General features: G+C 35.8%; 10 protein-coding genes. 6 read left to right on the forward strand and 4 right to left on the reverse strand.

Annotated elements, in window-relative coordinates; all coding sequences use genetic code 11:
* Positions 1-61: 61 nt before the first annotated feature.
* The gene (locus tag AC07N0_RS21865) at positions 62-1,942 is read right to left on the reverse strand and encodes an ABC-F family ATP-binding cassette domain-containing protein (RefSeq protein ID WP_494590989.1); all 1,881 of its coding nucleotides are present in this window, start codon (positions 1,940-1,942) and stop codon (positions 62-64) included.
* A 221-nt stretch (positions 1,943-2,163) separates the two neighbouring features.
* Here AC07N0_RS21865 and sppA point away from each other — a divergent pair, with 221 nt between their 5' ends.
* Both sppA and AC07N0_RS21875 read left to right on the forward strand, forming a co-directional pair.
* Complete coding sequence (gene sppA, locus AC07N0_RS21870; protein WP_494590990.1) at positions 2,164-3,939, forward strand: signal peptide peptidase SppA; 1,776 nt, start codon at positions 2,164-2,166, stop codon at positions 3,937-3,939.
* A 158-nt stretch (positions 3,940-4,097) separates the two neighbouring features.
* Positions 4,098-4,586, forward strand: a complete 489-nt coding sequence (locus AC07N0_RS21875) for a SixA phosphatase family protein (protein ID WP_494590991.1) — start codon at positions 4,098-4,100, stop codon at positions 4,584-4,586.
* Here the strand turns inward: AC07N0_RS21875 and AC07N0_RS21880 are convergent.
* Complete coding sequence (locus tag AC07N0_RS21880) at positions 4,583-5,347, reverse strand: outer membrane beta-barrel protein (protein WP_494590992.1); 765 nt, start codon at positions 5,345-5,347, stop codon at positions 4,583-4,585. The two genes, AC07N0_RS21875 and AC07N0_RS21880, sit on opposite strands and share 4 nt — an antisense overlap.
* A 74-nt stretch (positions 5,348-5,421) precedes the next feature.
* On the opposite strand from AC07N0_RS21880, the gene gldB reads away from it, so the two are divergent.
* The 4 genes from gldB (at position 5,422) to AC07N0_RS21900 (ending at position 12,540) form a co-directional block, all read left to right on the forward strand.
* Positions 5,422-6,456 carry a gliding motility lipoprotein GldB gene (gene gldB / locus AC07N0_RS21885; protein ID WP_494590993.1) on the forward strand — a complete coding sequence of 345 codons (1,035 nt, stop codon included), beginning with the start codon at positions 5,422-5,424 and terminating at the stop codon, positions 6,454-6,456.
* A gap of 125 nt (positions 6,457-6,581) precedes the next feature.
* Positions 6,582-8,510 (forward strand): ABC transporter ATP-binding protein, encoded by a 1,929-nt coding sequence (locus tag AC07N0_RS21890; RefSeq protein WP_494590994.1) that lies wholly within the window; start codon positions 6,582-6,584, stop codon positions 8,508-8,510.
* A complete protein-coding gene (locus tag AC07N0_RS21895) occupies positions 8,507-8,932 on the forward strand; it encodes a Fur family transcriptional regulator (protein ID WP_492801311.1) in 426 nt (141 codons plus the stop codon). Before AC07N0_RS21890 ends, AC07N0_RS21895 begins: the two co-directional genes overlap by 4 nt.
* Positions 8,933-9,339: 407 nt before the next feature.
* On the forward strand, positions 9,340-12,540 hold the full coding sequence (locus AC07N0_RS21900; protein WP_494590995.1) for a S41 family peptidase: 3,201 nt from the start codon (positions 9,340-9,342) through the stop codon (positions 12,538-12,540).
* Between the two features lie 204 nt (positions 12,541-12,744).
* Here the strand turns inward: AC07N0_RS21900 and AC07N0_RS21905 are convergent, their stop codons facing one another.
* Positions 12,745-13,266, reverse strand: a complete 522-nt coding sequence (locus tag AC07N0_RS21905) for a transposase (protein WP_494590996.1) — start codon at positions 13,264-13,266, stop codon at positions 12,745-12,747.
* Between the two features lie 179 nt (positions 13,267-13,445).
* On the reverse strand, positions 13,446-16,382 hold the full coding sequence (locus AC07N0_RS21910) for a DEAD/DEAH box helicase (RefSeq protein ID WP_494590997.1): 2,937 nt from the start codon (positions 16,380-16,382) through the stop codon (positions 13,446-13,448).
* Positions 16,383-16,447: the final 65 nt, after the last annotated feature.

Genomic DNA, 16,447 nt, shown 5'->3' on the forward strand with positions numbered 1-16,447 from the left:
AAATTCAGGATTACTCATATTATCCGATAGCTGATGTCCGAAATCCGATAGCCAAACTATCTTACTCTGAAAGCTCTAACCATCTTAATTCTTTCTCATCCAAATCATTATTGATTTCTTCTATTTCTTTTGCCCAAGCACTTAAGTCTTCATAACTACCACCATTGTTTAGTCGTATCGTTAATTCCGCTTTCTTCTTTTCTGCTTTTTCGATGGCTTTGCCTAAATCTTCGTATTCTTTTTGTTCTTTGAAAGAAAGTTTTCTTTTCGTCGTTGAAACTTGAACAGAAGGTTCTAGCTTATGATTATTCGTTGAAACTGGCTCGCTTTTCACTTTAGGTTTTTCGCCTAAAGTAATTTCGTTTTCTTCCAACCACTCTCTATAGTCAGTATAGTTTCCGGGGAAATCTCTGATTTGTCCGTCGCCTTCAAATACAAAAAGGTGTTCAACCAATTTATCCATAAAGTAACGGTCGTGAGAAACCAACAATAGACAACCTCCAAAGGCTATCAAGAAATCTTCCAAGATATTCAACGTTTGGATATCAAGGTCGTTGGTAGGCTCATCAAGAATCAAGAAATTGGGATTCTTGATTAATACTTTCATCAATTGCAAACGTCTTTTTTCTCCCCCCGACAGTTTATCTACTGCCGCATATTGCACCTTTGGTTCAAATTTGAAGTGTGTTAAAAACTGACTAGCAGAAATAGTTTCGCCTGTTCCTACCGTTACTACCTCCGCAATATCTTTGATAACGTCAATTACTTTATCGCCCGGTTTAAAATCTAAATCTCCTTGGGTATAATAACCATATACCACGGTTTCGCCCGTAGTAATGCTACCAGAGTCTGGCTTTAGATTTTGAGTAATCATGTTCAAGAAAGTAGATTTCCCGATACCATTTTTACCAATAATTCCTATGCGGTCTTTACGTTGGAAAATGTAAGAGAAGTCTTCTACAATCTTTTGGTTGCCAAATCCTTTATTCAATCCTTCAATTTCAAGAATTTTACTGCCTTGACGAGACATTTTTACATTCAAAGTAACTTTTGAATCATCTTTAGACTGCGAAGCTTTTTCTTTCAATTCATGGAAAGCATCAATTCTATACTGAGCTTTTGTTCCACGTGCTTTTGGCTGGCGACGCATCCATTCTAATTCTGTTCTTAACGTATTTTTCGCTTTATCGATACTTGCCGCTTCCGAGGCTTCTCGTTCAGCTTTTTTCTCTAAGAAATAGCTATAATTTCCACGGTAAGGATAAATCGTTCCGTTATCTAATTCAGCAATGTTATTACACACTCTATCTAGGAAATAACGGTCGTGAGTAACCAATAACAAAGTGATATTCTGAGCAGAAAGTGTTTGTTCCAACCATTCGATGGTCTCTAAATCCAAGTGGTTGGTAGGCTCATCGAAAATCATCAAATCAGGCTCATCAATCAATACTTTTGCCATGGCCACACGCTTACGTTGCCCGCCCGAAAGTTGAGAGATTTTACGCTCGAAATCGTGAATACCTAGTTTACCTAAAATTTGCTTTACCCTGCTTTCATAATCCCAAGCATCGTGCTTGTCCATCATTTCTAAAGCGTCCGACAAAAGGTCTGAATCTTCTGGATTCTCCATTGCCCTTTCATACATTTTTAGGGCTTGGTTAGCTGGAGAATCGCCCGCAAAAAGCGTATCCATTACACTCAATTGCTCATTAAACTCTGGATTTTGGAAAAGGTATCCTACCGAAATACCTTTACGGATACTTACAGTTCCTTCGTCAGAAGGAATCAATCCTGCCAGAATGTTCATTAAAGTAGTTTTACCTGCTCCATTTTGTCCGACTAAAGCTACTTTATCTCCTTTCGAGATACCAAAATTTATGTTACGAAATAACCACCTTTCGCTGTAGTTTTTCGAGATATTTTCTGCTGATAAATAATTCATACTACAAATGTAGGAACTAAAGCTGTAAAAGGATAGAGAGTTGAGGGAATTAGGTGACGGATAGTTTAGTAAGTTTCCAAACCGCCCTCCTATCAAGCCAATTCTCCATTGAACACATAAACTTTTTTTTGGAAACAAGTCAATTTATTTTTGGGTTTACGACTTAGCATAAAAGTTCTTAATCTTGTAGGTTGTAAGTATTAAAACCAAAACGAAAACTCATGTTACAATTTCTTAAATATGTTTTAGCTACCATAGTCGGATTAATAGTTTTCTCTATTGTTAGCCTTTTTATAATTATTGGTATTGCTGCCGCAGTTGGCTCTTCTAAAGACGAAACTACGCTTAAAGATAATTCTGTTTTAAAATTAGACCTCAACCATAGCATTGTTGAAAATGTTAGCGACGAAGAAAATCCTTTCAAGGATTTAGGTGGAGCATTCATGGACAATAATGAAAGCATTGGGATGGTTCAAATCAGAGAAGCCTTGAAACGTGCCGCTGTTGATAGTCATATCAAAGGAATTTATTTACAAGCACACTATCCTCAGGCAGGCTATGCTCAATTAGAAGAAATCCGCAATGCACTATTAGATTTTAAAAAATCTGGCAAGTTCATCTATAGCTACGGCGAATCGTTTACTGAAAAAGGATATTATGTTACCTCGGTGTCTGATAAAATTTATTTGAATCCCGCAGGTGGAATGGATTTCAACGGTATCAGCGCTGAAGTAAGTTTTTATAAAGGTGCTTTAGATAAGTTAGATATCAAGCCCGTAGTTTTCAGAGTAGGTGAATATAAATCAGCGGTTGAGCCTTATTTACGTGAAAATATGAGTGATGCTAATAAGCAACAATACTCATTATTGCTGAATAGCATCAACAATCACATCTTTGAGCAAATTGCAAAATCGAGAAACATCGACGTTGCTACGTTGAAAAAGGTTGCTGATGAATTAATTGCCTACAAACCAAAAGGAGCGTTGGCTTCCAAATTGGTAACAGATGTTGGTTATTACGATGAATTTGAGGCTGATTTCAAGAAGAAATTAAAGAAAGAAACTGAAGATAAAATTGATTTCGTAGGTCTTTCAAAATTCTTAAAAGCTGAATCTGCTATTCCTTTTAACGAGTCTCAAAACAAAATTGCTGTAATTGTAGGCGAAGGAGCGATTATCGGAGCCAAAGCCGATAAAGGAAATATTGGCTCGGATGATTGGGTGGCTGAACTTCGTAAAGCTCGTGAAGATAAAAAAGTAAAAGCCATTGTATTAAGAATTGATAGCCCAGGGGGTTCTTCATTAGCTTCTGATGTAATGTGGCGTGAAGTAGAATTAACCAGAAAAGTAAAACCTGTAATTGCTTCAATGGCAGATTATGCAGCGTCTGGAGGATACTACATGGCAATGGCGGCTGATACTATCGTTGCTGAACCAACAACTATTACAGGGTCTATCGGGATTTTTGCTCAGTTTTTCAACTTTGAAAACTTCTTGAAGAATAAATTGGGCATTACCAACGACCGTGTAAATACGAATGCTCATTCTGATTTCCCAACGGTTACGCGTGAAATGACTGATTTTGAGAAAGATTGGTTTCAGAGAAGTGTAGATGCTGGCTACGAAACCTTTACTTCTAAAGCAGCAAAAGGCAGAAAAATGACTATTGAAAAATTGAAATCATTAGCAGGCGGACACGTTTGGTCGGGAATAGAAGCAAAAGCAAATGGTTTAGTGGATGTGTTAGGAGGCTTGGACGATGCGATTAAAATTGCAGCGCAAAAAGCAAAACTAAAAGAAGGCGACTATAAAGCGAAGTTTTATCCACAACCAAAATCTTTCTTTGAAGAGGTTTTTGAGAAAAAAGAGGAAGAAGCACAAGCTAAAATCATGAAAGCACAGTTTGGTGAATTAGCACCTTATGTAAAACAAATTCAAGACTTAAAAGCCCGTGAAGGCATCATGGCTTTGATGCCAGAGGTGATTGAATTTAAATAGATGTGAAATATAAAAAGGCTTCTTAGGTTTTATCCCAAGAAGCCTTTTTTATGTTTTTAACTTTAGGTAAATTACAATATGTAAAAGCTATTGTTAAAAACTGATAGCCGAAAGCTGATGTCTGATTTCCAAATTTATATTTCTAATTGACTATTCTTATGAAAAAATGGATATCTTTTTTAGCAGTTGTTATCTTCTTGTCTGCTTGTACAAGCAAAGTCTCTACCGTTTTTGTGGTACGCCATGCAGAGAAGGATTTGGTCTATAAAGGTGATGACCATTTTCGTCCTTTAAGTGCTTCGGGACATCAACGTGCTGGTAACCTTGCCAAGCGTTTAGCCAATGAGAAAATCACTAAAATTTATGCTACTGAATACCTAAGAGTACAACAAACTGGCGATTCTTTGCGTATCAATAATCAAATAGATACTACTATTTATAGTGCCAGAAATGCTCATTTCTTGGATAAAGTTGAACCTCGTAAGAACATTTTAATTATTGGTCATTCAAATACCGTTCCTGAAATTGTTAGACTTTTGGGCGCCAAGTTTGACCTAAAAATAATTCCAGAAAACGAATATGACAATCTGTATATCGTAAAAATAAAAGACAAAAAACTGGTTGAATTCAAGGCTGAGAAGTATTAAAACTTCAATCCTAAATCTAGTGAAATCAGCCCATTTTTAGTAATTAAGTTACTATAACCCTTGGTGTGATTAATTTCGGTTAAGCCTCTTTGGTATTGAATGCCAAATATAAAAGAATCGTCTCCACCATTTATCCGCTTTTCAATACCAAATCCTAATAACAAATTGATATCTCCCAGACTAAAAACATCTGGTTGATTCATTACCCGTTGGCTGTATTGATAAAGTGGATTGGATGTTCTATCAATGGGTTTTTCGGCAATTTTCAAATCGAACGTACCTCCAAATTGTAAATAAACAGGTGTATCTGAAAAAACGCCATCACTAAAAATCTTGAGTGTAACGGGTACTTGTAAATATTGTAGGTTATAAGCCGCTTTATTTCCCGTATGCTCATCGGCAGTGAGTGGATACGTATTGAACAAATCATTATCATAAAAATTGCTTCCAACAGCATAACTAACTCCTTTGACACTGTACCATAACCCTGTACTAAAGGCATATTTTTCGGCAAAATAGAAATCTATCACAGGACCCAAACTCATTTTTAGGTTGATTCCCGAAGCATCAAAATCACGAAATTCTTTCGATGCATCCACTTCGTTTAGTGTAATAGTGGGTGAAAATTTAAACCCTATTTTTAATTTATATAGTCCATTACCATACCCTCCGCCATATCCAGAAGGGTATCCATAATTTTGAGCATAACCTCTCGTTATCATCAACAGAATAAAAAGGACTAAAAATGCGTTTTTCTTCATAATTTTGTACTGTTAAATATGGTTTTGAAACTTAGACGAATACTACTGCTTAAAACTATTAATCTAAAAAACTTATGCTTCAAAAGTATAAATGCTATATTATCCTCCTCTTTTCAAGCCTAGTCTTTGCTTGTACTTCCGAACAAGATAGTTCTTCTGAACCCGACGTTAGTTCAGTAAAAGTAAATGTAGCTATTCAACGACTTGACAAAGATTTACTTGCGTGTAAAGACAAAAATCAGTTAATAAATTTCTTCAATACCCATAAAAGCTTTGTGAGTACTTACTTTCAGGTTTTACCACAAGACTTTGAGAAACTCGCTGAAAGGTTACTTCCAGTAATCCAAAATCAGGCTTTTCAAGACTTTTACAAGCAATCACAAGAGCCTGCATTTTTTGGAAATACTGAGCTTGAAGATGATTTTAAAGAAGCTTTCCAGCACTTGAAATATTATTATCACGACTTCAAAGAGCCTAAAATTATTACAATTTTTACAGGTTTTTTTGCGCAGGATATCCTAAGTAGTCCAGAATTAATAATTTCGGACTCATTAATTATTATTGGATTAGATTATTTCATGGGAAAGAAAGGAAAATTCTTACCTGACATTTATGACTATCAATTAAGGAAAGCTTCTCCTCATGCTATTGTACCACAAGCTGTGCTTTTACTTTCTGCCAAATATAATGCAACCAAACCTTCTGAAAAATCGTTATTAGCAGATATGGTTTGGTATGGGAAAAGTTATGTTTTTGGTCATACGATGATGCCCTCAAAGGCTGATAGCCTGTTTATTGGTTATTCAGACGCACAATTGACGGACTGTTATACCTTTCAGAAAGATATTTGGGCTCATTTTATTGATAAAAAATTATTGTATACCAATGAAGACCCTATCAAGGCAAAGTATATCATGGACAGACCTACGACGTCTGAGATTGGAGCATCTTGTCCAGGAGGAATTGGTCGTTGGCTAGGCTGGCGAATTGTAGGTAAATATTTTGACGAAAATGATAAATTAACGATTCAGGAATTGATGAAGGAAACAAATGCCCAAAAGATTTTTGAAGAGTCACATTATAAAGGATTACCAGACGAACAGGAATAAGTTCTGACGGTAGTCATCGGTCTTCGGATAATAGCTATCAGTCCGAATACTGATATAATGAGTAATTAAATAACCATTACTCAATCATAACTAAATTAATAGCTTTTTAGTAATTAAACCAAAAAATGGCAAAGCGAAGTAGCAATTTTGGAGCAGAGGTTTCTCCAGAAGACAAGAAAAAAGTAAACAAGGAAGGCTTTCAGAAAGCCTTCAAGATTTTTAGATTTACCCTTCCCTATAAAGGCACATTTTTAATAGGCTTCATCTTTCTGATTCTCTCACAGATTACTACGATGAGTATCCCTTTATTAATGGGTCAGATGGTGGGATCAATAGTTTCGCCACAACAAATGCCAGACTCAGGTTCGGGAATAAGTAGTGGTATGATGACGGATAAACTACAACGCGTTTTTCATGAAGCACCACGATTTACCTTAAATGAAGTAACCCTTATTTTTGTTGGATTACTTATTCTACAAGCGATATTCTCATTTTTTAGGGTATATACGTTCACAAGGGTTTCTGAACAATCAATGCGTGATCTACGCAATGCCTTATATAGTAAAATCATTACGTTACCAGTGCCATTTTTTGAAAAAAATCGTGTGGGGGAATTAATGAGTAGAATTACAACCGATATTGGTCAGTTACAAGACATCCTTTCTATAACGTTAGCAGAGCTTTTTCGTCAAGTGTTTACTTTGGTTGGTGGCATTGTATTAATCTCTTACTTATCGAGCAAATTAACACTTTTCATGTTGCTTACTTTCCCATTCTTGGTAATTGCTGCCATTGTTTTTGGGAGATTTATTCGTAAAAATTCTAAAAAGGTACAAGACGAACTAGCCGCTACTAATATCATTGTTGAAGAAACTTTACAGTCTATCAATGTTGTAAAAGCTTTTACGAATGAAAGTCTAGAAGCACATCGCTACGGATTATCTGTTCAAAAAGTAGTAGATTATGCGTTAAAGGCTGCCACTTTCAGAGGAGGCTTTATTTCGTTCATCATTTTTGTATTGTTTGGGGGCGTAGTAGGCGTAGTATGGTATGGTGGTAATTTGGTATTGCAAGGCGAATTATCTTTCAAAGACCTTTTCACTTTTATCATTTACACAGGTTTTATCGGTGGTTCTGTGGGTGGTTTGGGCGATATGTATGCGCAGATTCAGAAAACAATAGGTGCTTCTGAACGTATTTTAGAAATTTTAGATGAAGAATCGGAAGTAAAAATTGTTGACTTAACTGCTCCGAAAGCAGCCGTTGCACCAATACTAGCGAAGGCAAATGATGAGGTTGCTATTCCTAAAATCCAATATAAAAACGTTGCGTTTAATTATCCTTCTCGCCCAGATATGAAAGTGCTGAAGAATATTTCTTTATCCGTAAAATCGGGCGAAAAAATAGCTTTAGTTGGTCATTCGGGGGCAGGAAAATCAACCATTATACAATTATTAATGCGTTATTATCATCTTGCAAAAGGAGAAGTTTTAGTAGACGGTAAAAACATCAATACTTTTGATATTACAGAATTAAGAAAAAATATAGCCATTGTACCACAAGAAGTAATGCTTTTTGGTGGAACGATTTATGAAAATATTGCTTATGGTAATCCAGAAGCAACAGAGGAACTGGTCATTGAAGCGGCCAGAAAGGCAAATGCTTTAGATTTTATCAATTCATTTCCTGAGGGTTTTAAAACGATTGTGGGTGAACGTGGTGTAAAACTTTCGGGTGGGCAACGTCAGCGTATTGCTATCGCTCGTGCTATTTTAAAAGACCCTGCCATTTTGGTGTTGGATGAAGCAACAAGTGCACTAGATTCAGAGTCTGAAAGATTGGTACAAGATGCCCTAGACCGCTTGATGCAAAACCGTACTACCGTAATTATTGCCCATCGCTTGGCAACTATTCGTAATGTAGATACAATTTATGTATTGAAAGATGGTGAAGTAGCCGAAAAAGGAACGCATGACGAATTGGTATTGATTGATGAAGGAATTTATGCTAACTTAGTGAAGTTGCAGTTTGAAAATGCAATGATAATAGAATGAAACCAGCAATAAAAGATACATTAAAATCATATAACCTTCGCCAAACAGACTGTCGTGAAGGTATTTTAGATGTTTTTATGAGCAAAGAACACGCTTTGGCTCATGCAGATGTGGAATCGCAGTTAACTGAACAGTTTGATAGAGTAACGGTATATAGAACCTTAAAAACATTTGTAGATAAGGGATTAATTCATAAAGTGCTGGACGATGAAGGTAGTATCAAGTATGCACTTTGTAAAGACAATTGTCATTCAGAAGACCATACTCACCACCACGACCATGTGCATTTTAAATGTACTACTTGTGGCTTAACAACGTGTTTAGACCATGTGGTGATTCCTAATTTTATCCTGCCAGAAGGATATAAACGTGTTGAGACTAATTTGTTAGTACAAGGGGTTTGTAAGGTTTGTAATCGATAGATTTTTGTAGACTTGAGGATGTTAAGACTTAAGGACTAGAGGACGCTAGATATTAGACTAGAAGACACTAGATATTTAGACTAGAGGATACTAGATTTTAGGTTAGAAAACACTAGATATTTGTCTGGAGTAATGGAGTTGAAAGTAAGTTTTTCTTAGACAGAACTATTAGGCTATTCAGAAATGGATAGCCTATTTTTATGATATATTATAAACGAATAACAGAATTCATTCACCATCTACTAATCTTTTAGTCCTAAAGTCTTCTAATCCTAAAGTCCATAACAGGTCTCCCAGCAAACATCGCAGAAAAAGGGCTGTTGGGCGAATATTCTTTTGATAATTTATTAATTTGGCAAATTATTACTTATTTGTGGTTTAAATCTTCATCAAATCATTACGAATTCATGAAAAAACATTTCTTATTACTTTTTTCATTACTTTCCGCAGGAAGTACTATGGCTCAAAGCCCTCTGTTACTTCGCCAACCAAGTATCAATAACGATGGTTCGGTAGTATCATTCTCATATCAAGGAGACATCTGGACTGTACCAAGCTCAGGTGGAAATGCAACAAGGCTTACCATTCATGAGGCCTACGAGGGTAATCCTATTTTTAGTCCAGATGGCAAGCAAATTGCCTTTTCGGGAACACGCTTTGGCAACAACGATATTTTTGTAATGCCTGTAACAGGGGGCTTGCCTAAACGTTTGACTTTTCACTCAAGTCAAGATGTAGTAGCTAGCTGGACGCAGAGCGATAAAATATTGTTCTCGACAAGCCGTGAGTTCAAACAAATTGAGCGTCCACAAGAAGTTTATACAATTAGTCCAAAAGGAGGAACAGAATCTCGTTTATTAGACGCCGTTGGTTTCGACCCTGTGCTTTCGCCAGATGGAAAATTAGTAGCTTTAGTTCGTGGAGATATTAACCCTGTAGCTCGTCAAGCTTATAATGGTAGCTCGAACAGAGATATTTGGATGTATAATATCAAAAACAAAAGCTATAATAAAATAACCCTTTTTGAAACCAACGATATCATTCCTCAATGGGGCAAAAACGGCTTACTTTACTTTTTAAGTAGTGTTGACGGAGCGTATAACTTATACCAAATCAAAATTTCGGACGAAGGTAAAGCCGTAGGTGCTCCTAAAAAATTGACGCAATTTAAAGATGAATCTATTCGTCATTTTAGTATTTCAAATGATGGCAATACGATCGTATTTGAAAAAGAAATGGCACTTTTCACCTATAAAATTGCAAATGGAGCCGTTGATAAAATTAATGTAACCATCAATGCAGATGAACGTTTTGATGCTGCTGAGCAAAAAACATTTCCTACAGGATTAGATAATTATAAGGTTTCTCCGAACGGTAAATTACTTGCTTATAGCATTCGTGGAGAAATTTTTATCAAGGAAGCTGACAAGGAAAAAACAAAAAGCATTAATGTTTCTAAACATGCTTTCCGTGACGTTTCTCCAGCTTGGTTGAATGACTCAACTCTGTTGTTTACTAGCGACCGTAACAATGGCAATTTTGATTTGTATTTAGTAAATTCTGCTGATGGTGCTGAACGTAATATTTTCAAATCGTTGAAACATCAAATCGTACAACTTACTAAAACGCCAGAAGATGAGACCTCTCCTACAGTTTCACCAGATAATAAAAAGATTGCTTATGTAAGAGGCAGAGGCAACTTTATCGTTGCTGATATTAGCGCTGATGGAAAACTAACGAACGAAAAAATCTTATCAGAAGGTTGGAACAACCCTTCAGATATCGCTTGGAGCCCTGATAGCAAATACATCGCTTATAGTCAATCAGATTTATATTATAACCAAGAAGTATATATCAGAACGGCTGATAATTCAAGCAAACCTGTTAATGTTACCATGCACCCACGTGGCGATAGTAACCCATTCTGGAGTGCCGATGGTTCTAAATTAGGTTTTGTTTCAGAAAGAAGTGCTGGTCGTAGTGCTGACGTTTGGTTTGTATGGTTGAAAAAAGAAGATTGGGAAAAAGAAACACAAGACTGGCAAGAAAAAGAAACGCCTGCTCCTGATGCTAAACCAGAGAAAAAAGGCATAAAACCAATTGTGATTGATTTCGATAATATCCATGAAAGAGTAGTGCAAGTAACAAGTTTCCCTGGCGATGAAAACGATTTTGTGATTTCAAAAGATGGTGAAACATTCTTTTATACGACTTCAACTAGCACGGCAAAAGGAAGAGATTTATACAGTGTTAAATGGGATGGTAAAGAATTAAAAGAAATTACGAAAGGCGGAAGTAACCCTAATAACCTAACATTAGATAAGGAAGGTAAATATATCTACTATACGAAAATGGGAGGTAGTTTATCTCGTGTTGATGTAAAAACGGGTGTGTCTGAACCAATGCCATTTGTTGCCAAAATGAAAATAGACTATTTGGCAGAACGCACACAGGTATTTGAAGAAGCTTGGAGAACCATTCGTGATGGTTTTTATGACCCTAAGTTCCACGGAAATAACTGGGTACAACTGCACGATAAATACAAAGAGCGTTGTATAAATGCTAGTACCTCTAATGATTTCAGAGATATGTTTAATTTACTATTAGGTGAATTAAATTCTAGCCACATGGGCTTAACTGCACCAGACCGTGCTGAAACGCAGAGAGAATTGACTGGATTGTTAGGAACAGAACTTATTCCAACGCCAACTGGTATGAAAGTAAACCATGTTGTACCAGAAACGCCTGTAACAAAAATTAAGAGTGTTATCAATGAAGGCGAAACCATTACTGCTATTAACGGACAACAAGTTAGTGAAAACGAAAACTTTTATAGTTTGTTAAATGGATTAGTGAACGAAAAAGTAATCGTCAGTGTAGTTGATGCCGCAGGTAAAAGTAGAGAAGTAGTAGTACGTCTTACACAAAGCATTAGCGATAACTTATACAATGAATGGGTTGAAGGCAGAAAGAAATTAGTAGAAAAATTCTCAAATGGTCGTCTAGGTTATATCCATATCAAAAGCATGGATTTCCCTAGTTTTGAAGTAGTAGAAAGAGAATTTACTGCTGCTGGTTATGGTAAAGAAGGTATTTTGATTGATGTTCGTTATAATGGTGGAGGGTCGACAACGGATTATTTAATGACTATTTTAAATTATAAACAACACGCTTATACCATTCCAAGAGGAGCAAGTACTGATTTAGAAAAAGACAAGAAAAAATTCAGAGACTATTATCCAATAGGCGAACGTTTGGTATATGCAGCTTGGACGAAGCCATCAATTGCTCTTTGTAATGAAGGAAGTTATTCTAATGCTGAGATTTTCTCACACGCATACAAATCTTTGGGCATAGGTAAATTAGTGGGCTTACCAACAAATGGTTCGGTAATTTCAACAGGAGGAAAATCATTAATGGATGGTTCGTTTGTTAGATTGCCGGGAAGAGGCTGGTACACTAAAACAACTGATAAAAACCAAGAATTAGGCGCAGCCATTCCTGATGTTATCGTTGAAAATACACCAGACTGGATAGCTAAAGGAACTGACGAACAATTGAAAGTAGCAGTAGAAACGCTACTAAAGGATATTGATGCTAAAAAGTAAATTTATTTAGTAAAAATAAAAAGCCGTAATCAACAAATTGTTGGTTACGGCTTTTTTTGTGGACTGGTTGAAATCATGAATTACAATGGACTGGTCAGGAGAGAAATGGGCTGGTCGGGAGACCAGCCATGGGTGTTACCCTCAATTCCCATGGCTGGTCTCCCGACCAGTCCATAAATGCGTAAGCAATACTAAATATTAATGCTAAAACCTATCCATAAAATGAGTAATAAACCCATAATCATCTTCTCTAAGCTCATAAAACTTAGCTGAAGACCAAACATAATTCTCAGGTTTATTAGCCAAATTCCATCTTTCCTGTAATGGATTTAAATGCATATATTCTAGTTTTTGAATAAACACTTCTCGTGAAAAAATTCTTATTGCCAAAGCATCTCTCTGCCAAAACTGATATTCTCGGTCATTTTTATCAGACTTGAATTTTTCTAATATGTGAGGATAATTCTTACTTAAATCATGCTTAAATTGATGTGCCGTAAACTTAGTAAAACTAGTATCAGGCATTTCTTTACCATTCTTTTTTAGCATTTCCCAAAGGAGATGTATATGATTTGGCATAATGACAAATCCATAGATTTTTATACAATCACGTTCTACTAAATTTCTTAAACTATCTATAATTATAGTTTTATATAAGTCATGTTTTAACAGATGTTTCCATGCAAGTATTGTTGATGTATAAAAATAAACTTCTCCAATCTCCATGTGTGAATTACGTATTTGAGGGGTATTCATAGTGTAGAATTTGTTATAATAGACGAGGTAAATCATGAATTAGAATGGACTGATCGGGAAAGAAATGGACTGGTCGGGAGACCAGCCATGGGTGTTAAATATCATTTAATGACGTTATCATTTTATATTATATTAAAAGTTCTACTTATCTACTCCAATAAAGCCAATACATCATCCTTCGTCAAGGATTTCACAAAACTTTCTTCCGTTGTAATCAATTCATTCGCTAGGCGTTGTTTGCTTTGCTGTAATGCTAATATTTTTTCTTCAACAGTATTTTTAGTAATAAACTTATAGGTAAAAACGGTATTTACTTGCCCAATTCTATGCGCCCTATCTATAGCCTGAGCTTCAATAGCAGGATTCCACCAAGGGTCTAAGATAAATACATAGTCAGCCGCAGTAAGGTTTAATCCTAGCCCTCCTGCTTTCAAAGAAATTAAAAAAATCTGTATGTCCTCGTTATTCTGAAACTTCTCTACCTGTGCTTGTCGGTCATGTGTACTGCCATCTAAATACGCATACGTTCGTGATTCTTGGTCAAGTCGTTCTTTAAAAAGGTCGAGATGCTTCACAAATTGACTAAAAATCAATACTTTATGCCCTTCTTCTAGAATTGTGTCTAGTTTTTCCATTACATCTTCCAACTTACCAGAGTCACCTTGATAATCAGGTTCTGTCATTCGTGGATGATTGGCTAATTGACGTAATTTTGTAAGGCCTTGTAACACTACCATTTGTGACATTGCCATGCCTGCTTCTTCGATATGCTCTAAAATTAAGTTCCTGAAATACGACTTTGCTTCTTCATATTCCTTTTGTTGTTGCTCTGTCATCTGAGCATAATGGATACTTTCAATTTTAGGGGGTAGTTCGGTGGCTACTTGCGACTTATGTCTTCTCAACATAAAAGGCTTGATAATAGAATAAAGCCTTTGCATTTTTACATCGTCCCCTTTCTTTTCAATCGGCACTTGAAATTCATTCCTAAAAAAATGCTGTGAGCCTAATAACCCCGGATTAATAAAGGTCATCTGCGACCATAAATCCATTGTACTATTCTCTAAAGGTGTTCCCGTTAATACTAATCGATTCCGAGAATTCAATTGCATTACAGCTTTAGTAATATAAGAGGATGGATTTTTAATGGCTTGCGATTCATCCAGAATCACATAATTAAATCGATAGTTTTTCAGCAAATCAATATCAATTCTGATGATGCCATAAGTGGTAAGGACTACATCATAATTATCAAACACTTCAATATTTTTATCACGATAAGTGCCTGTATAAGTCAGTATCCTAAGTTCTGGCGTAAATTTGCGTGCTTCCATTTCCCAGTTATAAATCAAGGAAGTAGGCAAAATCAACAAACTTGGCTGATTATTCTTCTGTTCTTTTTGTGATTGCAACAACGTAAGGGTTTGAACGGTTTTACCCAAGCCCATATCATCCGCCAAACATCCGCCAAAATGATAATCATTTAGAAAGCGCATCCAATCATATCCTGCTTTTTGATAAGGACGTAAACTACCAGTAAAGCCCTTGGGTAACTGATAGGTTTGCATTTCTTCAAAATCTCTCAGTTTCTCCAACTTTCTACTCAATACTGCCGATGCCAATGATTCACTTTGTAAATCTTGCACCAATGAAAGATGGTGTTTATTCAAGATAAAGCCATCTCGTTCTGAATGATGTTCAATAAAAGCAAAAAGCTCGGAATATTGGGTAAACCAAGTTTCTGGAATCACAGCGATTTCGCCGTTTGGTAACGTAAATTCTCTTTTTTTCTGCAAAATCAAATTTCTGAGTTTCAGAAAAGGAATTTCAAAATCACCAAAATGTACAATTGCATGAATATCGAACCAATCGTTGCCTTCGGTAATATTTACTTCAATATTTGAATACCCCAAGAAATATTTTTTAGCATCCTCTTCTACACTTTGTTCTATGGTGAAACCTGTTTCTGTTAGTTCAGCATAATTTTTCTGAATGAGTGCCAATGCATCAGATTTAGGGAGAATCATCCGCCCATTTTTCAGTTCTAAACCCAATGCTTCAAGTTTTGCTAAGGTAGCTTTCTCAAACGTCAAATTTCTTTCTACTTTATGAAAGACATAATCGTCTCCATTTTTTTCCATACTCACATTTACTTCGGTAGAAAAACTATCGAACTTAAAAGTGAATTTTCCGTATTGAAAAGACAGACTAATGGCTAACGTAATATCTTCTTCTTTCTGAACATCCACATCATTCGCTTCAACCAACACTGTTTGATGACTCTTTTGCTCGGCTAGGTTCAAAATAGGAATAACAGCATATTTTTCGTTCAAAATTTTAAAACCCTTCGGTCGTACATCAAACATACTGATGATAGATGTAACGAATTTGCGGTAATAATCTTCCTCAATGGTCTTGGGTATGACAATAAATTTCTTCTTTAAAAAAGGTCTTAGCTTTTTACCATCTACTTCTTTGGCAAAATGATAAAGTTTATTTTCAAGAATCATCCATGCGGGTTCGTCACAAACGATGTAGGCATTCTTATATTGAAAATCTATTTTCTCTCCTTCATATTTAATCGTAGGATAATAATGTGTATTTTCTTCATTACGCATAAAATGAAAAAACACTGTTGCTTTTTCAGGCAACACCTCTACTTTTTGCCAGATGGGATTGCCATCCCCTCCCATGATAAACAATTGTTTACCTAGCAGTAAAGGCAACATTTCTGCTTTTATTTTTTCTACATAAGTAGCGATAATTTCTTGTAAAGCCTTCTCTCCTTTTTGTTGGTCATACACTTTCAAGAAAAAGTCAACGACTGTTCTTTTTTTTGAGCCAACGAATTTTTTATAAATATTTTCTGATTGAAGGTAATCAATAAGCTTTACTAACTGTAAATCGTTTTCATCTAAGTCATGTGCAAACTCATTGATGTTTTTTATCGAAACGTTTTGGTTGAGCAAAGTCAATTCTTGTTTGTCATCCAATTGAACGACAAAGGCCTCAAAGAGATAGCCGAGGTACTCGTGATTGAGTATCGAATAAATAATCTGAAACGGCTGAGAAGTAGAAACTTTCATGATAGATTAGTCAAATTCAATGTTTTGACCAAGTAGAGGTTTTAGTTAACTAAAAAGTTGTTCAA

This window comes from Arcicella sp. GW821-FHT09D11 (assembly GCF_059416265.1).

What these genes read in the sequence shown, in the direction of transcription:
- AC07N0_RS21865 (WP_494590989.1), bottom strand. Translation starts at nt 1,942, where the DNA reads ATGAATTATTTATCAGCAGAAAATATCTCGAAAAACTACAGCGAAAGG.
- sppA (WP_494590990.1), top strand. Translation starts at nt 2,164, where the DNA reads ATGTTACAATTTCTTAAATATGTTTTAGCTACCATAGTCGGATTAATA.
- AC07N0_RS21875 (WP_494590991.1), top strand. Translation starts at nt 4,098, where the DNA reads ATGAAAAAATGGATATCTTTTTTAGCAGTTGTTATCTTCTTGTCTGCT.
- AC07N0_RS21880 (WP_494590992.1), bottom strand. Translation starts at nt 5,347, where the DNA reads ATGAAGAAAAACGCATTTTTAGTCCTTTTTATTCTGTTGATGATAACG.
- gldB (WP_494590993.1), top strand. Translation starts at nt 5,422, where the DNA reads ATGCTTCAAAAGTATAAATGCTATATTATCCTCCTCTTTTCAAGCCTA.
- AC07N0_RS21890 (WP_494590994.1), top strand. Translation starts at nt 6,582, where the DNA reads ATGGCAAAGCGAAGTAGCAATTTTGGAGCAGAGGTTTCTCCAGAAGAC.
- AC07N0_RS21895 (WP_492801311.1), top strand. Translation starts at nt 8,507, where the DNA reads ATGAAACCAGCAATAAAAGATACATTAAAATCATATAACCTTCGCCAA.
- AC07N0_RS21900 (WP_494590995.1), top strand. Translation starts at nt 9,340, where the DNA reads ATGAAAAAACATTTCTTATTACTTTTTTCATTACTTTCCGCAGGAAGT.
- AC07N0_RS21905 (WP_494590996.1), bottom strand. Translation starts at nt 13,266, where the DNA reads ATGGAGATTGGAGAAGTTTATTTTTATACATCAACAATACTTGCATGG.
- AC07N0_RS21910 (WP_494590997.1), bottom strand. Translation starts at nt 16,382, where the DNA reads ATGAAAGTTTCTACTTCTCAGCCGTTTCAGATTATTTATTCGATACTC.